Origin of the sequence: Kibdelosporangium banguiense, assembly GCF_017876405.1 — a bacterium.
Classification (GTDB): domain Bacteria; phylum Actinomycetota; class Actinomycetes; order Mycobacteriales; family Pseudonocardiaceae; genus Kibdelosporangium; species Kibdelosporangium banguiense.
This window is the reverse complement of the sequence record NZ_JAGINW010000001.1, coordinates 7,878,480-7,897,680: the sequence shown is the minus strand read 5'-3', so window position 1 is coordinate 7,897,680 and position 19,201 is coordinate 7,878,480. Positions and strand designations below refer to the sequence as shown.

The following is a 19,201-nucleotide window of genomic DNA, read 5'->3' as shown; positions in this document are numbered from 1 at the left end:
AGTCAGATGCTCTTGTGCTGGACTACCCAGGACGCTATCTGGGAGCGGGAGCTGAGGCCGAGTTTGCCGAGGATGTTGGCCATGTGGGCCTGGACTGTGCCGGGGGCGATCATCAGTCTTGTCGCGATGGCTTTGTTCGTGACGCCTTCGGTCACCAGTTCGGCTACTTGCGATTCGCGCATGGTCAGGATGGGCTCGGGTGCCGGTTGCTCGCCCAGGACGTGGGCGATGGCGTGGGAGAGATCGGGGCTGTGTGCCATGCCTTCGTCGAACGCGGCTTGGAAGGCTCGTTCGCCGAGGGCAGCGCGGGCCGAACTCTCGCAGGCGCGGTGCGGGATGAGCCAGTATTCGGAGCCCAGCAAGGGTTTGCTGCCGGTCCAGGACCAGACACGGGACGCCACGCCGAGCAGGTGCGCCGCACGTTTCGCGTCGCCTGCCGACGAGGCTGTCCATGCCAGCAGTTCCAGTGTGTGGGCCAGGCCGTTCACGTCGTTGAACTGAAGTTTGAGGCGCAGGCTGTCCAGCGCGCGGCCGGCTGCCTCGCTCCAGTTGCCCAGCCGCCACTCCGCGAGCGCCAGGCCGTAGAGACCGTAGGATCGGTAGCACAACTCGCCGTGGGCTTCTGCGAGCCGGATGGCCGTACGGGCCGAGTCGGCCGCGCGCTCGTGGCCTCCGGCCAGTCCGGCCACCATCGCGCGTCCCGCGTGGGTGAGGATCAGGTAGCCGTTCATCGCGCTCGCGCTTGAGAAGTTTTCGATTGCCTCCACGTAGCAGGCATCGGCCGCGACGGGGTCGCCGGTGAACACACCCAGCACGAATGCCCTGGTGGCCAGGACCAGCGCGAGTTCGTCGGGCCCACCCGACTGCCGGGCCAGGTCTTCGGCCTGGGCGGACTCGTCGAGCGCGCGGGCCGCTTCGCCCAGCCCGAGTGCGGCGTACGCGCTGAGCCACAGTGCTTTCAGGCGGATGCCGGCAGGCAGGCCACCAATCGGCAGTACGCGATCCATCCACCATCGGGCTTCGCCGAAGAAACCGCAGTTGGTCCAGTAGTAGTCCAGCGTCACCGCCAGGCGGGCACCGGCCAGTGTCTCTTGTGGATCTTGGAGGCTGAAGCGCAACGCCGACCGGATGTTGGCGTGCTCGGCCCGTGTGCGGGCGGCGACTGCGAGCTGATCAGGACCGAACCATGCCGCCGCCCATTGTTCGGTCTGGGCGAGGAAATAGTCCCGGTGACGACGGCCGGCCTCGGACGCCATGCCGGACTGCGCGAGCTTGTCCGAGCCGAACTCGCGAATCGTCTCCAGCATTCGGTACCGCGTCACGGTTCGCGATTCGCTGTCGCGGGCCACGATCGACTTGTTCACCAGACCGGCGAGCGAGTCCAGCAGGTTTCCTGCCAGGTCCGTTGTTTCGGCGCCCACTGTTTCGGCTGCCGCCAGAGTGAACCCGCCGCGAAAGACCGACAACCGCTCCCACAGTCGTTGCTCGGCCGGCGAACACAGGTCGTAACTCCATTCGACGGTGGCGGCGAGCGTCTGCTGGCGTGACGGGACAGCGCAACTGTGATCGGCCAGCAGTACGAATCTGTCGTCCAGGCGGTCCAGGATTTCCTTGGGTGACAAGTTCCGTACCTGCGCGGCAGCGAGTTCGATCGCCAATGGCATGCCGTCCAGGCGCCGGCAGATCCCGGCAATGGTGTCGCGGTCAGCGCGTCTGGCAACGAAATCCGGATGTGCCTGAGCAGCACGGTGACCGAAGAGAGTGACCGCGTCCTGTCGTGCCTCCGTTGTCCCAGGAACGGGCAACGGCCGCACCGGCAACAGTTGCTCGCCCGCAATACCCAGAACGTGACGGCTTGTCGCCAGCACCCGGACGGCCGGGGCCACGGCCAGTATCTGCGCGACCAGCACACCGCACGCCGTACCAAGGTGCTCGCAGTTGTCGAGTACCAGCAACATCGACTTGTCCCGCAGAAACTCCAGAACGCGGTCCAGCGCGTCCTCGCCGATGTCTCGCAGCCCGAGTGCGGTGGCCACGGTCTGCATCAGCAAACCGTTGTCGTGCACCGTATCCACCTCGACCAGGCGCACACCGTCCGGGAACGTCCGGCTGATCTGCCGGGCGATTCGCAACGCCAGGCGCGTCTTGCCGACCCCGCCGGGTCCGGTCAACGTCAGCAACCTATTCGCCGCCAGCAGAGTACGGGCCTCCACGAGTTCGGCACGGCGGCCGACGAAGGTCGTCGTCTCAGTGGGCAGGCAAGTGGGCAAATGCACTTCCACACCTCCGAAAAGTGCCCTTTATTCGGGCAACAGTCTTTGACCCCAATGCGATTCACCTTCAGGGTAGACCGTTCGGGAAACGAGGACTGACGTGTTGTTGCCACGCCTTCGCCGGGAACTGAGAGCGGAGACGACGAGCTTTGTTGGCAGACAGTCAGAACTGGCCATGGTCAAAACACTGTTGGGCATGAGCCGGGTTCTGACGTTGACCGGGCCGGGCGGGGTCGGCAAGACACGCTTGGCGCACAAGGCCGCTCGAGATATCGCGTCCGAATTCGCCGACGGTGTCCGGGTCATCGAACTTGGCACAGTAAGCGATCCCGGCTTGCTGATCCATGTCATGGCAGCCGGGCTCGGACTGCGTGATCTGCCGGATGTATCGCTGGACAAGGTCATCGGCCAGCTCCGTGGAAAGTCGATATTGATGGTGCTGGACAATTGCGAGCATCTGGCCAAACCGTGCGGAATGCTCGCCGGGGACATTCTCGCCGCTGCCCCGCTTGTCCGAATCCTCGCCACCAGCCGGCAGGTCCTGGGGATCGAGGGCGAATATGTGCTGCCAGTGGCGCCGCTGGCCGTGTTGCCGGACGCCATCAAGTTGCTGACAGACAGAGTTGCCGCCGTTGATCCGGAATTCGAGGTGGGGCCGGACAACCGTGACGCCCTCGTCGCGATCTGCCGGCGGCTGGACGGCATCCCGCTGGCCATCGAACTGGTCGCGACCTGGTTCCGTGTGCTGGCGCCGGAAGAGATCCTGCGCCGGCTGGACGACCAGCTCCGCCTGCCGAGCGGTCACAGTCCCACTCGGCCCGCGCGCCAGCGGACGCTTGCCGCTTCGGCCAGCTGGAGCTACGAGCTCTGCTCACCAGCGGAACGTGCACTGTGGGCCCGGCTTTCGGTTTTCCATGAAGGTTTCACGCTGGAGGCGGCCGCCCAGGTCACACTATCCACACAGGACGATCTGCTTGACCTGATCGCCGGTCTGGTCGACAAGTCCATCCTGCGACGTGACGACGAGAACGTCGCACGCTATCTGATGCTTGAGACCGTGCGTGCGTACGGTCTGTGCAAGCTCGCTGAAAGTGGCTATCTGGAACAGGTACGCAGAGCGCATCAAGACCTTCTCGGATTGGCCGATGCGTCCGCGCCGGACAGCGAGCAAGATCAGCTGACCAGCCAGAGTCCGCCCGCGGCGGAAGTGCTGACCAAGCGGGAGCTCGAGATCGCGGATCTGCTGGCGGACGGGGCCAGCAACAAGGAGATCGCCGCGAGCCTGGTGATATCCCCGCGTACAGCGACCACTCATGTGCGAAACATCCTTCAGAAGCTGGGTTTCACATCCCGTGTCCAGGTTGTCGGCTGGCGGGCACGTACCTCGGAGTCATGGTGAACCAGCTGCCCGCCGAGACGACGACCTTCATCGGGCGGGAAGCCGAACTCGGCAAGACGATCTCACTGCTGGAGTCCAGCCGGCTGGTCACCGTGGCCGGGCCGGGAGGGGTGGGCAAGTCCCGGTTGGCGATGCGGGCTGCCCGCCAGGTGAGCGCCAACTACGCGGACGGCGTGGTACTGGCCAAACTGGACGCCATCAACGATCCGGACCTCGTCACGACGGCGCTCGCCGCGAACCTCCGCGACAAGAACCTGTTGCTACTGTTGGACTCGTGTGAGCATGTCGCACAAGCATGCGGACGGCTCGCTCGCACACTGCTGGACGCGGCGCCCGGTGTCCGGATACTGGCGACCAGCCAGTGGCCTCTCAGCCAGCCCGGGGAGCGAGTGTTACGGATTGGTCCGCTCACAGTGCCTGAGGTCCGGAATCTCACCGAGGCGAGGGATCTGGATGCGGTCAAGCTGTTCGCCGACCGGGCCGTGGCCGCGTGGCCCGGATTCGTGATCAATGAAGACAATTGGGCGAGAGTCGTCCGCCTGTGCCGCCTCCTGGACGGGCTTCCGTTGGCTGTCGAACTGGCTGCGGCGTGGTTGCGGGTCCTGCCGCTGCACGAAATACTCTCCAAAGCAGACGACCGGTTTCGGCTGCTCGTCCGGAGAAATGGGTTCGGACCACCGCGCCATCGATCACTGCTTGCGACGGTCAGACGGAGCTACGAGCTGTGCAGTACGCCGGATCGGCTGCTGTGGGCGCGGCTTTCCGTATTCCGTGGCACATTCGACCCAGCGGCCGCGGAAAGCATTTGTGACGGCACCGAAGAGGCACTTTCCAGGCTGGTCGACAGATCCATTGTGGTCACGGACACAGAACGGTATTGGATGCTGGACACGCTGCGCGAGTACGGTCGTGAGCAACTCCAAGCGTCGTCTATGGACAGCGAGTTGTCGCTTCGGCACAGCGCCTACTTCATGCGGCCGGCCGAACACGCGGAGGCCAATCGGGATGAAGATCAGCTCACCAAACGAGAGCAGCAGGTCGCGACACTGGCTGCCCAAGGCCTGACGAACCGGGAAATGGCCATCCGGCTGGGCATCGCACAGCGCACCGCGGAGACGCACGTCAACCGGATCTTGCACAAGCTGAACCTACGGTCACGCATCGACCTCGCCGGATGGCAGCAGGCCGTCGACTGACGCACTACGTACGTATCCCAGCCACCGGTCTACGCATTCTGACCGATTGCCGGTGTGAAGGCACCTCGATGGAATCTGCCTTGGGGATCAGTCGTCCGAGCCGGCGAACCAAGGGATGGATATGAATTCACCTGACAGAAGTAGCGCACTGACATCGATTCCGTGGCGTCCCACGATCTTCGACCCGTCCGACGCCGAAGACCGCGGGCAGCTCGACGAGCTGGTGTCCTCCGGGCGTGTGTTCCAGACGAGTGACACCCTCCAGATGCAGCTACGTGACCTCGCAAAGGCCCGTTGTCCTGCTGACGACTGCGAATCCGACGGAGTTGACGAGATTCTGGCCGGGGTTCCGCTGTCAGAGTACGGCCGTTGGGTCTATTACCCATGGTCGGGGCGGCTTGTGCGGCTTCTGCCGCCGGACGAGTTCCGTGAACTGCGCCTCGACCGCAACCGGCCCAAGAGTGTGCCGAAGGAAACGTCCCGGCTTGTCGGGTTCACCGTGGGCATCGCGGGTCTGTCGGTGGGCAATGTCATCGCGCTCACGCTCGCACTCGAGGGCACGGTCGGGCACATCCGGCTCGCCGACTTCGACACGCTCGAACTGTCCAATATGAACCGCATCCGGGCCGGTGTGCACGACATCGGCCTGGCCAAACCCGTGATCGCCGCGCAACAGATCGCCGAGCTCGATCCTTACCTGGGTGTTTCGGTGCTTGGCGGCATCGAGGCGGACACCATCGAGAAGTTCATGCTCGGCGGCCCGGAACTCGGGCCACCGCTCAACGCCCTCATCGACCAGTGCGATTCGATGAACACGAAGTTCCTGTTGCGCCAGTGGACCCGGTCGCTCCGGCTGCCCGTGGTGATGAACACGAGCGACCGGGGGATGCTCGACATCGAACGCTTCGACCTCGAGCCCGCGCGCCCGTTCCTGCATGGCCGCACCGGTGATGCGCCGGACGTCGGCGAAGGCGGGTTCCGCGAGGGTGACGACGCGGAAATGGCCCGCAAGTACGCGGCCGTCCTGCGCTTTTTCAACGAGGACGGGATGTCCGCCAACCTCGGGGCGGCCTTCGTGGAGCTGGGATCGACGATCTCCAGCTGGCCGCAGCTGGCCAGCGACGTGGTTCTCGGCGGCGCCGCCGTGACCACGGCAGTCCGTTGCCTCGCCCTCGGTACGCCGCTGCCATCCGGCCGACGATATCTGGATCTTGACACCAGTGTCCGGGAGCCGAGTCCGGCGCCGAAGGCCACACGGCCGGCGCAACTCCCGCGAGCCGGCCTGGCCCACGTGGAATCGACAACGCGAGCGCCCGAACTGGTGCGATACCTCGTCGATCACGCGGTTCTCGCGCCATCCAGCGGGAACAGGCAGCCATGGCACTTCTACTGGAACGAGGACCGGATCTGGGTGGCCCACGACCGCGAGCGCAGCGAGAGCATCATGGATCCACACGGCCGTGCGGCGCGGCTGGCGCTTGGCGCGGCTGTGGAGAACATGGTCATCGCGGCCACGGCCCGCGGGCTGGCGGTCACGGTGCAACCGTTCCCTCGCTCGGATGTCGTCGCCGAGATCACCACTCAGCCCGACGCTTCGGCTCCGGACAGCCTCTTCGGGGCGTTGCGGGAACGCCGGACGCACCGAGCCCCGGGGACGCGGTCGACGCTGACGGCCGAGGAGATCGCCGAGCTCACCGCTCCCGCGAAACATCATGGCGCGCAACTGGATCTGAGCCTGAGTCCGGACGAACTGGACGAGCTCGGCGGGATCGTGGGCGCCTGCGACCGGATTCGGTTGCTGAACCCGCATCTGCACGAGGAGGCCGTGGGAGAGCTCCGGTTCGGTCCGGCCCCGGAGGCACGTGACGGGATCACTCTCGAATCGCTGGCGCTCCCCACGGGTCTCGAGGAGCCGTTCCGGGTCATCACCCGGACGGACATCGCCGCCCGGCTTCGGTACATCGGCGGCGGTGCCCGCTTCGCGGACTACGCCAAGATCGCGGTGGCCGGCGCGTCGGCCATGGTCCTGCTGTCGATCGACAACGACACCCCGGAAAGCTGGCTCGCGGGTGGCCGTGCGATGCAACGGACGTGGTTGCGGGCCGAGCAACTCGGCCTCGGACTGCACCCGATGACCTCGCCGATCCACATGTTCGAGATGCTCGACGGCCCGTCGGTCAAGGTCTTCAACGCCGCTGAGGCAGCCGAGCTACGCGAGTTGCGCGCACGCTTCCACAAGGTGATGCCAAAGCCGAACGGTCCGATGGCACTCCTGTTCCGGCTCACCCGGATCACCGGCCCGGCCACGCGGTCCCTGCGTCTGCCGGCGGAATCGGTGCTCACCCCCGGGCTGCCATAAGCCCGCACATCCATTCGACATCCCGGATAATCGAGGGAATGGTTGGTGTCCAAATTGCATGCAGTTGTGCCACACGCCTTGGTGACAGGATCAACCAGTGGAATCGGCGCTGCCATCGTGGACCGGCTTGCCGAGGAGAAGATCCGTGTCTCGCTTCACGGACGTGACGCGGATTGCGTCGAAAGGGTGGCCAAGAAGGTCGCGAGCACCGGAACCGAGGTTGCCACCGTCATCGGCGATGTACGTAACGACGACGAGGTCGAAGCGGTCGTCAAAGAAGCCCAGGCGGCTCACGGCCCGGTCAATATCCTGATCAACAACGCCGGCCGGATGCCCAGGTTCTTTCCGGACTGGGAGAAGACGTCGAACGAGGAATGGCTCGATCTCTACGATGTCAATGTTCTGGGCGCCGTCCGGTTCGTGCGGAACGTGCTTCCGCAGATGAAGGAATGTGGCTGGGGGCGCATCGTTCACATCGGGAGTGTCTCCGCGGATGCTCCACCGCCGGGCTCTCAGATCAGTTATGGCGCGTCGAAAGCCGCGCTGCTCAACTTCTCGGTAGGGCTTGCGAGAACGTTGGAGGGCAGCGGAATCACCGTCAACTGCGTGAGCCCGGGGTTGATCGACACGCCAGGACTGGTGCGGATATTCGAAGAAGGCGACCTTGCCGGGTCCGGTCTGGGAAACACCTGGCCTGAGGTACGCGCCACTCTCATGTCGGGTATTCGCAGGAATCTGGTCGGCAGGATGGGCGACGCGGCAGAAGTCGCGGATCTCGTGGCTTTTCTGTGCTCGACAAGGGCCGGTTACATCAGCGGCGCCAACTACCGCATCGACGGCGGCACGATGGCCGGCCGGTAGGCCGAAGTAGTTCATTTCCTCACCCGTATGGAAGGAGCAGGTGAATTGCGCAGCATCGCAATAGTCGGCGCAGGACAGTCCGGGCTGCTGGCCGCCTTGGGGTTGCAGCAGGCAGGGTATGACGTCACGGTTGTGTCGGACCGCTCGGCCGAGGCGATCAGGACCGGGCGCGTGATGTCCGGCCAGTGCCTCTTCGAAACGGCGTTGAGTCACGAGCGAAAGCTTGGTCTGCACTTCTGGGACGACGAGGTGACGCCCATATCGAATCTTTGCTTTTCCATAGGTGACGACGACTTCCGCGGTCGTTCCGTCACGTGGGTATCCCAATTCGAGGATCCGCCAAGCTCGGTGGATCAACGCCTGAAGATGTCGCGCTGGCTGGACGAGTTCGTCAGCCGTGGCGGCGAACTGCACATCCGGCGAGCCGACACCGACGATTTGGAGAAATATGCCGCCGAGTACGACCTCGTACTTGTCGCGGCCGGACGCGGAGATCAGTTCTCGACCCTGTTCAAGCGCGACGCGGAGAACTCCCCATACGAGGAACCACAGCGAGCCCTCGCGCTGATCTATGTGTCCACCGCCGGAGATTCAGAACTTCCACCCCAGGTGACGTTCAACATCCGGCACGGGGTGGGCGAGTTCTACTGGATGCCGACACTTTCCGTTCATGGACCCGTCTACGGCCTCTGCCTGTCCGGCATCCCAGGCGGGCCGTTGGACATCTGGCAGGGAATCACCGGCATAGACGAGCAATGGGCGACTTTCGAAAGCCTCGTCCGCAAGTACTTCGCCTGGGACGCAGAGCCCTTTGCCGGCGCCAGACCGGCGGGCCCCATGGATTCCTTGATCGGCCGGGTGACGCCCGTGGTCCGCAATGCCGTGGGCACTCTGCCTTCCGGTCGTCACGTCCTGGCAATGGGTGATACGGCGATCACCAACGATCCCATTGGCGGTCAGGGCGCCAACAATGCCATTCACTGTGCCGTGTCCTACCTCGACTCGATCGTCGATCACGGCAACGGGAAGTTCGACGCGGAGTTCATGGCGCGTTGCTACGCCCGATACTGGGACCACGCAAGGCATGCCACCCGACTGTGCAACGACCTTCTCCTCCCGCCAAAGGATCACGTACTGGAGACCTTGACGGCGGCACAGTTCCACCCCCAGGTGGCCAACCGTTTCGCGGCAATGTTCGACAACCCCAGTGACTACGGCGAATGGCTGGTGGAACCGGACACCGCTCGCCGGTACCTGCAAACGCTGTAAGTAATTCCCGAAAGGACAACCCATGGTTGCCTTGCGCGCTGCGCTGACCGGCCTGCCGTCCTACATACCGGCGAAGCAGATTCCCGGTGCCGCACCACTTGCCAGCAACGAGAGCCCGTATGGGCTGCTACCGGCCGTCGCCGCGCTGCTGCGTGCCCCACAGGCCGACCTGTCCCGCTACCCGGACATGGCGTCGACGAGGCTCGTCGCGGCGATCGCGGCACACCACGGCGTCGATGCCGACCAGGTGGCGGTGGGCGCCGGTTCGTCGGAGGTGTGCGGCCAGTTGCTGCACGCGGTGGTCGAACCCGGCGCGGAGGTCATCTTCGGCTGGCGGTCCTTTGAGGCGTACCCGATGCTCACGGCTGTCGCCGGTGGGACGGCCGTGCGGGTCCCACTGCGTGATGACGCGCTGGACCTGGATGCCATGGCGGCCTCGGTCACCGACCGCACCAGGTTGATTTTTGTCTGCAACCCCAACAATCCGACAGGGACCGCGCTCGGTGCGGAAGGGCTCCTGCGGTTCGTCGCAGCGGTGCCCGAACGCGTCGTGATCGCCGTCGACGAGGCGTATCGCGAGTACGTCGACCCGGGCAGGTCCCTCGACGCCTCCGTGGCACTGAGGGACCGCCCGAACGTCGTGGTGCTGCGGACTTTCTCGAAGGCGTACGCGCTGGCCGGACTGCGCGTCGGTTACTGCGTGGGCCCTCGCGAGGTCATCGCACAGGTCCGCAAAGCGCAGGTGCCCTTCAGCCTCGGCACGCTCGCGCAGAAGGCCGCAATCGCCGCGCTCGGCGACGCCGGCGAGGTGGCCCGACGGGTGCAGCTCACCGTCGCGGAGCGGGAACGGGTCGCGGAGCGGCTGCGGGCACTCGGCTTCGCGGTACCGCAGTCGCAGGCCAACTTCTTGTGGCTCCCACTCGGCAGGTCCAGCGCGGCCTTCGCGCAGCACTGCCTGGCCGGCGCCGTGGTGACGCGCCCGTTCCCGGACGAAGGGGTGCGCGTGACGATCGGCCGGCCGGAGCAGAACGACGCGTTCCTCGACCTCACCGAGAAATGGCTCACCAGTTCCTGACCGCCCAAACCGGAACGGAGGCCTCCATGCCTGGTACGCCCACACAGGACTACCGCGAGCTGATGAGCACGTTCCCGACCGGGGTCGCCGTGGTCACCGGGCTCGACGCGGACGGCGCGCCGCAGGGTATGACCTGCTCGTCGATCGCCAGCGCCACGCTGCTGCCGCCCACCCTGCTGGTCTGCCTGCGGACCGGCAGCCGGACCCTCAGTGCCGTCACCGCCCGCGGCAGCTTCGCCGTGAACTTCCTGCACGACGGCGGGCAGGAGGCCGCAGAGCTCTTCTCACGCGCCGAGGCGAACCGCTTCTCCCAGGTGCACTGGCGGATGTCCCAGGCCGGTCTGCCACGGCTGGCCCAGGACGCCTTCGCCGTCGCGGAATGCAAGGTGAGCGACGTGCATATGGTCGGCGACCACGCCGTCGTGCTCGGGGAAGTCACCACGATCGCGCAGGTCCCCGGCACTCCCCTGCTGTACGGCCTACGCCGGTTCGCAGCGTGGCCGATCGCGGCAGTCCGACCAGGAGGACGCCGATGAACTCCAACCATTCCCGGCCAAGACCACAGGAGTTGCTCATGGATCAGACACTGAGTGCTGGGCGGACCACGACGACGGTCGACCGAGTGCAGCTGCGGCGGGTCGCGTTCGCCAGCGCGGTAGGCACGACCATCGAGTGGTACGACTTTTTCATCTTCGCGACCGCGGTGTCGCTGGTCTTCAACACCCAGTTCTTCTCCAACCTCTCGTCGGCGTCCGGCACGCTGGCCGGGTTCGCCGCGCTCGGTGTCGGCATCGCCGCCCGGCCGCTCGGCGGCATCGTCTGGGGCCACTTCGGCGACGTGGCAGGCCGCAAGACGATGCTCGTGGCCTCGCTGCTGGTGATGGGGCTGGCGACCGTCGCGGTGGGCCTGCTGCCCACCTACGCACAGGTCGGCCTGCTGGCGCCGATCCTGCTCGTGATCGTGCGCTTCGCCCAGGGCATATCGGCCGGCGGCGAATGGGCCGGCGCGGCGCTGATGGCGGTGGAGCACGCCCCGGCCAAGCAGCGCGGCAGGTTCGGCGCGTACTCCCAGATCGGTGTACCCGCTGGACTGATCCTCGCCCAGCTCGCGTTCTACGCGGTACGCAACTCCATGTCACCCGGGCAGTTCGCGGAATGGGGATGGCGACTGCCGTTCCTCGCGAGCATCGTGCTGATCGGGGTCGGCCTCATGGTGCGGCTGAAGGTGGCCGAAACCCCGGTGTTCGCCGCCCTTCGCGAGCGCCGGGCACGCAGCAGCAGACCGCTCATCGACGTTTTCCGGGAGCGCCCGCGCGAGCTGCTGCTGGCTGCGGCCAGTTTCATCGCCAACAACGCGATCGGATACGTGTTCCTCGCCTACCTGCTGCCCTACGGCACGGGAGTTCTGCACCTCAGCGCGAACCTGATGCTGGTCGTGGTCGTGATCGGCAGCGTCGGATGCCTGGCCGCGATCGTGACCGGGGCACGGTGGTCGGACCGGGCAGGCCGTCGCCCGGTCTACCTCGTGGGCTCCGCGCTGCTGTTGGTGTGGCCGTTCCCCTTCTTCCTGCTGATCGACACCGCCAATGTAGCCCTGATGGTGGTGGCCGTGCTCGTGCTCACCACAGGACTCGGGCTCACCTACGGCCCGCAGTCGGCCTGGTTCGCGGAGTTGTTCCCGGCACGCTTCCGCTACAGCGGCGCGTCATTCGCCTATGCGGTCGGTGCCGTGCTGGGCGGCGGCTTCGCCCCACTGATCGCCGGCACCCTGCGGACCGCCACCGGCACATCCCTGGCGGTCTCGGCGTACATGACCGTGGTCGCCTTGATCAGCCTCAGCGCCGTGATCGCGATGCGCGAAGGCCGGGGCAACCCGCTCGACTGATCATCCTCCGACGCAGCAGGACGGCATGCGCAGGAACCCGGACCTGAAGGCCGGGATCCCGCAGCAGGCCGCTACTCAGAGCGGGCAGACGCCCGAGCTGATGTAGTAGGCGTTGTCCACAAGTTCGGCCTTCCCCAGCCACACGTTCCCGGGGTAGGCCAGCCTGCAGTAGTCGTTCTCCGGGCCGGCGCCCGAAAGGTCGACCCGGATGAGGATTGTCGTGGACCCACAGTGGTTGTAGTTGGCGCCGGAGGCGCTGGTCTCCCAGTATCCACACGGGATCGGGACCGCGGCCTGTGCCGGGCTGGCGAAAACGAGCGTTCCCGCGACCGCCACCACGGCGGTCAGCAATCTTTTCACGGTGAGCACGCAGATCATTCCTTTCATATCGAGGGATGACGAGCTCTCAATTCCGCACGACACGCGGACCAGCCAGGAGCATATCCACGAAAGGCCAAGGGCCGCCGCACTTTCAGGCTGGGCTGAAACAGTGCTCATCCACGGTGAAAGGAAGCCGAACCTGTAGTCTGGCCGAGGGTGAGGGTGAAGGCCGGGGCGGCAGTGCCGCCGAACTGTGCCCGGGCTTCTTGCGCTCCTGCGTGCCGAAGGTCCAAGCCGTTGGTGGACAAGTAGTTGACGAAGCTGGACACGCTCAAGTCGGGCAGCACAAGCCAGGCATAGGTGCGATCGGGTTGTGCCGGCGGGTTCCGCACGACCAGGCCGGAGCCGTTGAGCGGCTCGTACGGGCCTGTCAATGTCGGCGCGACGAAGCCGTACAGCCCGGTCGGCGCGCAATCCACTGGGTGGAAATTGTGACGGACGGTGCAGAAGAACAGGTAGTACCTGCCTTGGTGCACAACGACGTGTGGTCGTTCGATCTCATGGTTGATCCCGTCGGCGACCACAAGGGGTGAAAGAAGCTCCCAGCCGTCGGGGTTCGCCCGTGCGATCGCGACGGCACCGGCGAAGTGATCATCCCATCGGGTGGAGGCGGCGACGAGCAGATACTCCTGGCCGTCGGCGGGATCGCGGAACCACGCCGGGTCACGGAAAGCCTTGATCCGGCCGGGAGCTCCGTCGATCTCGTCCGCGGGCAGATAGATATCGCCGTCGGAGCGCAGGACCACATGGTGCTCGACGTCGCGTTCCAAGTGGACTGACCCGCGATCGATGCTGAGCTTCGGGCGGGCTTCCGCGACCTTCTGGTGAAACGTCGGCCGTGCTTCACCGCGCTCGCCTGCGACGGTGTAGAAGACCGAGACCGAGCCGTCGGGCCTGCGGATCGCGGATCCCGACCACTCACGACTGCCCAGTGACGTGCCGTCGGCGAACACGTTCCCGAGGTCCTCCCACCCCTCGTTCGACCTGGCGAGCAACCGGATGCGGGCGCGGTCGTGGCGTTCTTCGGGGTGGCCTGTCGCGGGTGCGGCCAGTGTCATCCACAGTTCGCGGTCGTGGACGACAACGGTTGAGCCGTCTTCCTCCTGGACCGGCCACATGTCCCAGGTGTCGTGGTGCGGCAGCACACGGGGAGCCGGGCCGCTGGGCGGTGCGGGCGTTTGGGCGAGCCGGCCGAGGTGGTCGCGGGTCCAGTGTGCGGTCAGCGGATCAGCCTTTCAGCGAGCCCTGCAGCAGGGCGGAGACGAAGCGGCGCTGGAAGATCAGGAAGATGATCAGGGTGGGCGCCAGCACGAGCAGGGATCCCGCGCACAGCAACGGGATGTCGGTTCCCCATTGGCCTTGGAAGGCGCCCAGTGCCCCTGCCATGGTCCGCTTGGCGGGATCGTCGACCAGGACGATCGTGAGCAGGAACTGGTTCCAGGTCCACAAAAACAGCAGGATCGCCAGGGACGAGATCGCCGGTGCGGCCAGTGGCACGTGGATGCGCCAGAACTGCTGCCAGGTGTTGGCGCCGTCGATCCGGGCGGCCTCGGAGATCTCGGCAGGCACGTTGATGAAGTGGGCCCGCATCCAGAAGACCGCGAAGGGCATGAACAGTCCGATCAGCGGCAGGATGATCGCCCACCTGGTGTTGAGCAGGCCCATATCGCGGATCTGGTAGTACAGCGGCGTGATGATGCCCTCGAACGGCAGCGTCAGGCCGAACACGAACAGCAGGAACACCACCCGGCGCCCGGTCATCCTGAGGTGGCCGATGGCGAAGCCCGCCATAGTGGCTATCAGCAGGGAAATCGGCACCACGCCAAGCACGATGAGCACGCTCGACGCGAGCAGGTCACTCATGTGCGCCGCCTGGAACGCCTTCGCGAAGTTGCCCCACTGCGGCTGGCTCGGCCACGACAGTCCGGCCGGGTAGCTGCCGGAAGGGTGCAGTGCGGTGAGGAACAGGCTGACGAAGGGGACGACCGTCACCACCATCAGCAGGATGAGGAACAGCCGTCCGGTCCATGCCTCGCGACGTCCGACGATCACGAGGACTCCTCCCTGGTGAGGCGTTGGATGGGCAGGACGCACACCAGGACGAGGACCATGAGCACCACGGCGAGTGCCGAGGCCACGCCGACCTGCCGTTCCACGAAGGCCCGGTAGTAGATCTCCAGTCCGGGCACCATCGTGGTGTTGCCGGGGCCGCCCTGGGTGGCGATGTAGACGATGTCGAAGCTGGCCAGGGCCGCGATGACCGTGACAGTCACACAGACACCGATCTCCTGGCGAAGGCTCGGCACAGTGATCGAGAAGAACTCACGGAACGGCCCGGCGCCGTCGATCCGGGCAGCCTCGTACAGTGCCGGATCGATCCGGCTCATCCCGGCCAACAGCAGCAGAGTGCACAGCCCCAGCAACACCCAGGCGCCGATCACGCCGACCGCGGGCAGGGCCGTGGCGAAGTCGCCCAGCCATGCCCGCGTCACGCCATCCAGACCGATCATGGACAGCAGCTGGTTGATCAGACCGGTCGAGGACAGCAGCCAGCTCCACGCGATGCCCGCCGCGACAAGGGGAATGACCTGAGGGATGAACAGCACGGTCCGTGCGACTACGGCAAGCCTGCTGGTGGCGATGCGCCGGATGGTGGCCGCGATCGCCAGTCCCAGCACCACCGGGATGCCGCTGAAGTACACGATCAGCTTGATCGCGTTGAGGATCGTGTCGAACAGTTCCGGGTCGGTGAACACCTTCGCGTAGTTGTCCAGCCCGACCCACGGGGACGCGCCGATGCCGTCCCACTGGTACAGCGAGTACTGGATCGTGCGCCCCATCGGCAGCAGCACGAACACCGCGTAGACCACCACCGCCGGTGCGGCGAACAGCCAGGCAAGCGCACTACCCGCAGGGCGGCGGCGCCGCGCCTTGGGGGCGGTCACCGGCTGTTGGCTCAGACCGGCGGTGGCGGTCAGCGTCGACTGGGGCATTCCAGTCAGCTCCCGATCTGGCTGACGTAGTCGCTCTGCACGCTCTGCAGCAGCCCTTGCGGCGTTTGCTGTCCCGCGAACAGTTTCTGCAGTTGCGGGGTCCAGCTCTTGGCGTAGATCGCGCCGGTGGCGTTGGCGATGAAGTCCATCGCCGCGTTGTCCTGCAGGATCTTCGCACCGGCCGCGAGCGTCTCCGCGGTGACCGTGCCCTGTTTGACCGCTGGCATGGGCGCGTCGGCCGGTCCCATCGGGTGTGACCCACCGACCTCGACGGCGATCCGGCGGGCATCCGCGTTGGTCGCCACCCAGTTGAGGTAGAACGCGGCGCAGTCGGCGTGCTTCGCGTTCGTCGCGATCCCGTACGTCAGCGGCGCCGACATCGCGGCCACCTTGCCGCCGGCCGCGGAGGGCACCGGGAAGAAGCCGGCCTTGCCGGCCATCGCCTTGTCCAGGTTGCCGGACTCCCAGTCACCGTTGAACATGAACAGTCCGTCGCCTGCCTGGAACTTGCCCATCATCTTGGCGTATTCCATGGCGTTGGCGTCCCGGTCGAAGTAGCCCGCCTTGATCCACCGGTCCAGATGCTCCGCGCCGGAGCGGTTGGCCGCCGTGTCGATCGTGGCGTTCGGCTTCTGGAAGATCCAGTCATTGATGGGCTTCGGTTCGCCGTAGGCCGCCATCAGGTTCTGCAGCGGGAACGCGAACCCGCCGGTGGCACCGCCGTTGAACTGGACGATCGGCGTGATGTTCGCCTGCTTGGCCTTGGCGAGCAGGGCATCGAACTCCGCCAGCGTGGCCGGCGGGGACGTCATGCCGATACGCTCCGCGAGCGTCTTGTTGTAGAAGACCCCGGTGACGCTGAAGTTCAGGCCCATCGCGAACAGCGATCCCTCGCCCCGCGCACCACCGCCGGGCTTCATGCGTAGCTGCTCCAGCTGCGAGGCCGGCCACTTGTCCCAGCCGAACGCCTTCGCGTAGTTGTCGAGGTTCTTCAGCAGGTTGTTGCGCACCAGTTCGGAGACCTGCGGCAGCCGCATCAGATCCGGCGGGTTGTCGGCCAGCACGCGGGGCGCGTTCTGGGTGATCACCGCGAACTGGTCCTCCCGGATGTCCCAGGTGACGGTCGGGTGCTGCTTGGTGAACTCGTCGGTGAGTGCCCTCGCCATCGGGAACCCGGTCTCGAAGTAGGCGGACATCTTCACCGGCTGCGTGCCACAGGTCGGCGGCGCCGACAGGGCCGGACCGGTGTCTGTCGTCTGTGGACTGTTGCTGCCCGGTCCGCTGCAGCCCGCGATCAGTGTTACGGCCAGCGTTCCCGCCAGCGCGACGAGTCCGGGCACAGTCCTGCGACGGCTGATGTGACGCGGCATTGCGTCTCCTCAGAGATTCTCGTGTGGACTTCCAACCGACTCGCAGACTACTTCGCGCCGGTTGCTAAATCGGGTTAGCATGGAACGGCGATAGTGTTACCCTCACTCTGGCCGATGTCAAGACGCGTCCCCTGGAGGCCCACCGGTGAGCTCACGACGGGTCACACTGTCCGATGTCGCCAGGCACGCGGGCGTCTCACGCACCACGGTGTCGCTCGTACTGGCCGGAAGAGGCCGCGAACTACGGATCTCGCAAGCGGTGGAGCAGCAGGTCCTGGACGCGGCGAACGAACTGGGCTACCGGCCCAACATCGTCTCCATTGGACTGCGCACGGGCACGACCCGGACCATCGGTTTCGTCTCCGACACCGTCGCCACCACCCGGCTCGCCGGCGACATGATCAAAGGAGCGCTCGAAGCCGCCCGGGAACAGGACATGATGCTGTTCATCGGCGAGTCCGAAGGGGAGGCCGACCTGGAGAGCGGCCTGCTGCAGGCGATGCACGACCGCCAGGTCGACGGCATCATCTACGCGTCCATGTTCACCCGGTCGCTCAAGGTGCCTGCCGCACTGACGTCAGGCCCCGCCGTCCTGCTCAACGCGATCTCCGAACAGCCCTGCGCGCTACCCGCGATCGTGCCGGACGAGGTCGAGGCCGGGCGGGCGGCAGCGCGGATACTGCTCGACGCCGGCCACCGCAACGATATCCACCTCATCGGCGCAGGCCCGGGAATCCACGACGTACCCCCGGGAGCCCTCGCCGGCGTCGAACGAGTCACCGGCATCCGCGAGGTCCTCGGCAAAGCCAAAGTGAAGATCGCCAGTGGTCGCGTCTGCCCCGACTGGCAACCCGAGTACGGCTATCAGGCCACCCGCGAACTGCTGGAACACACCCGGCCCAGCGCACTGATCTGCCTCAACGACAGAATCGCCGTCGGCGCCTACCAGGCCCTCGACGACTTCAGGCTGAAAGTACCCGCCGAGGTCTCCGTCGTCTCCTTCGACGACCACCCGGTCGCCACCTGGATCCGCCCCCAGCTCACCACCATCGCACTCCCCCACTACGAACTCGGCCGCAAAGCAGTCGACGTGCTCTTCACCGAGATAGAACGGCATCGGCAGGCAACCACCCCGGAAAGCCGGATATACCGGGTCCCCATGCCGGTCCGAACCCGCGACTCGGTCGCTGTGCGTGCCTGATACTAAGGTGGTGGCTTTGCTGGCCGCCGAACCGGAGACGAGCACGATGTCCGCAGTAGAAGAACCCGAGTTGCCGCAAGTGGATCCGACCCGGCCCAGTATCGCCCGGGTCTACGACGCCTTCCTCGGCGGCAAGGACAACTACGAGGTGGACCGGGAGGTCTACCGGCAGGCCATCGCGATCGACCCGGACGCTCCCCTGGCCGCCCGGGATCTGCGCAACTGGCTGATCCGGGTGGTCCGGTTCCTGGTCGGCGAGGGCGGCATCGACCAGTTCCTGGACTGCGGATCCGGCCTGCCCACAGCCGAGAACGTCCACCAGATCGCGCAACGGATTCGCCCGGATGTCCCAGTCGTGTACGTCGACAACGATCCGATGGTCGCCGCGCACGGCCGGGCACTGCTGGCGGAGAACCCGCAGACCCATTTCGTCTTCGCCGATCTCCGCCAGCCCGAGGAACTCCTCGCGCACCCGGTCGTCACCAAGCACCTCGACTTCAGCCGCCCCATGGCACTCATGCAGTGCGCCACGATCCACCACGTGCTCGACGAGGAAAACCCGGCCGAGCTGATGCGCACCTACATCGACGCGCTGCCCTCCGGGTCGTATGTCGCGCTGAGCCACTTCCTGGATCCCGGCGAAGGCAGCGAGTACCAGGCGCTTGCCCGTCAGCTCGAAGAGAATCTGCGCAACACCGTCGGGTCCGGCGAGTGCCGGACGCACGAGGAGATCCTGTCGTTCTTCGACGGCCTGGAAATGGTGACACCCGGACTCGTCAAGGTGGTCGACTGGTGGCCGGACGGTCCACGGCTCAAGCCCTTGGCCGCCGTCCAGCGACTGGTGGTCGGCGGGGTCGCCCGGAAACCGTAGGAAACCCCTCGTGACAGATGTCAGGGCTGGAGCCTGACAGAACGCCGAGGGACCGGGACTCGATCGCT

The 19,201-nt window shown here is 66.0% G+C and carries 16 protein-coding genes; 10 read left to right on the top strand and 6 right to left on the bottom strand.

Annotated elements, in window-relative coordinates; translation table 11 throughout:
* Window positions 1-2: 2 nt before the first annotated feature.
* Window positions 3-2,276, bottom strand: a complete 2,274-nt coding sequence (locus JOF56_RS36290; protein ID WP_209643947.1) for a LuxR C-terminal-related transcriptional regulator — start codon at window positions 2,274-2,276, stop codon at window positions 3-5.
* Between the two features lie 193 nt (window positions 2,277-2,469).
* On the opposite strand from JOF56_RS36290, the gene JOF56_RS36285 reads away from it, so the two are divergent.
* The 8 genes from JOF56_RS36285 (at window position 2,470) to JOF56_RS36250 (ending at window position 12,317) form a co-directional block, all read left to right on the top strand.
* Window positions 2,470-3,672 carry a LuxR C-terminal-related transcriptional regulator gene (locus JOF56_RS36285; protein WP_209643946.1) on the top strand — a complete coding sequence of 401 codons (1,203 nt, stop codon included), beginning with the start codon at window positions 2,470-2,472 and terminating at the stop codon, window positions 3,670-3,672.
* Entirely contained in the window at window positions 3,666-4,868 is a 1,203-nt protein-coding gene (locus tag JOF56_RS36280) for a helix-turn-helix transcriptional regulator (RefSeq protein ID WP_209643945.1), read from the top strand. Before JOF56_RS36285 ends, JOF56_RS36280 begins: the two co-directional genes overlap by 7 nt.
* 121 nt (window positions 4,869-4,989) lie before the next feature.
* On the top strand, window positions 4,990-7,227 hold the full coding sequence (locus tag JOF56_RS36275) for an Rv1355c family protein (RefSeq protein ID WP_209643944.1): 2,238 nt from the start codon (window positions 4,990-4,992) through the stop codon (window positions 7,225-7,227).
* Window positions 7,228-7,272: 45 nt separating this feature from the next.
* Window positions 7,273-8,088 (top strand): SDR family NAD(P)-dependent oxidoreductase, encoded by an 816-nt coding sequence (locus tag JOF56_RS36270; protein WP_209643943.1) that lies wholly within the window; start codon window positions 7,273-7,275, stop codon window positions 8,086-8,088.
* Window positions 8,089-8,133: 45 nt separating this feature from the next.
* Window positions 8,134-9,357: a styrene monooxygenase/indole monooxygenase family protein gene (locus JOF56_RS36265; RefSeq protein ID WP_209643942.1), complete on the top strand. Its 1,224-nt coding sequence runs from the start codon at window positions 8,134-8,136 to the stop codon at window positions 9,355-9,357.
* A 22-nt stretch (window positions 9,358-9,379) separates the two neighbouring features.
* On the top strand, window positions 9,380-10,432 hold the full coding sequence (locus tag JOF56_RS36260; RefSeq protein WP_209643941.1) for a histidinol-phosphate transaminase: 1,053 nt from the start codon (window positions 9,380-9,382) through the stop codon (window positions 10,430-10,432).
* 26 nt (window positions 10,433-10,458) lie between these two features.
* The gene (locus JOF56_RS36255) at window positions 10,459-10,968 is read left to right on the top strand and encodes a flavin reductase family protein (protein ID WP_245378518.1); all 510 of its coding nucleotides are present in this window, start codon (window positions 10,459-10,461) and stop codon (window positions 10,966-10,968) included.
* 38 nt (window positions 10,969-11,006) lie between these two features.
* Complete coding sequence (locus JOF56_RS36250) at window positions 11,007-12,317, top strand: MFS transporter (protein ID WP_209643939.1); 1,311 nt, start codon at window positions 11,007-11,009, stop codon at window positions 12,315-12,317.
* A 75-nt stretch (window positions 12,318-12,392) separates the two neighbouring features.
* Here JOF56_RS36250 and JOF56_RS36245 read toward each other — a convergent pair whose 3' ends face one another.
* The 5 genes from JOF56_RS36245 to JOF56_RS36225 form a co-directional block, all read right to left on the bottom strand.
* On the bottom strand, window positions 12,393-12,686 hold the full coding sequence (locus tag JOF56_RS36245) for a DUF6355 family natural product biosynthesis protein (protein WP_209643938.1): 294 nt from the start codon (window positions 12,684-12,686) through the stop codon (window positions 12,393-12,395).
* 125 nt (window positions 12,687-12,811) lie between these two features.
* Complete coding sequence (locus JOF56_RS36240; RefSeq protein WP_209643937.1) at window positions 12,812-13,843, bottom strand: glycoside hydrolase family 68 protein; 1,032 nt, start codon at window positions 13,841-13,843, stop codon at window positions 12,812-12,814.
* Window positions 13,844-13,925: 82 nt separating this feature from the next.
* Complete coding sequence (locus JOF56_RS36235) at window positions 13,926-14,750, bottom strand: carbohydrate ABC transporter permease (protein WP_307855411.1); 825 nt, start codon at window positions 14,748-14,750, stop codon at window positions 13,926-13,928.
* On the bottom strand, window positions 14,747-15,691 hold the full coding sequence (locus tag JOF56_RS36230) for a carbohydrate ABC transporter permease (RefSeq protein WP_209643936.1): 945 nt from the start codon (window positions 15,689-15,691) through the stop codon (window positions 14,747-14,749). The genes JOF56_RS36235 and JOF56_RS36230 overlap by 4 nt, the downstream gene beginning before the upstream one ends.
* 5 nt (window positions 15,692-15,696) lie before the next feature.
* Window positions 15,697-17,061, bottom strand: coding sequence for an ABC transporter substrate-binding protein (locus tag JOF56_RS36225; protein ID WP_209643935.1), 1,365 nt, complete (start codon window positions 17,059-17,061; stop codon window positions 15,697-15,699).
* Window positions 17,062-17,206: 145 nt separating this feature from the next.
* On the opposite strand from JOF56_RS36225, the gene JOF56_RS36220 reads away from it, so the two are divergent.
* Together JOF56_RS36220 and JOF56_RS36215 are read left to right on the top strand one after the other, a co-directional pair.
* Complete coding sequence (locus tag JOF56_RS36220; protein ID WP_209643934.1) at window positions 17,207-18,262, top strand: LacI family DNA-binding transcriptional regulator; 1,056 nt, start codon at window positions 17,207-17,209, stop codon at window positions 18,260-18,262.
* Window positions 18,255-19,133: an SAM-dependent methyltransferase gene (locus tag JOF56_RS36215; protein WP_307855410.1), complete on the top strand. Its 879-nt coding sequence runs from the start codon at window positions 18,255-18,257 to the stop codon at window positions 19,131-19,133. Before JOF56_RS36220 ends, JOF56_RS36215 begins: the two co-directional genes overlap by 8 nt.
* Window positions 19,134-19,201 lie beyond the last annotated feature (68 nt).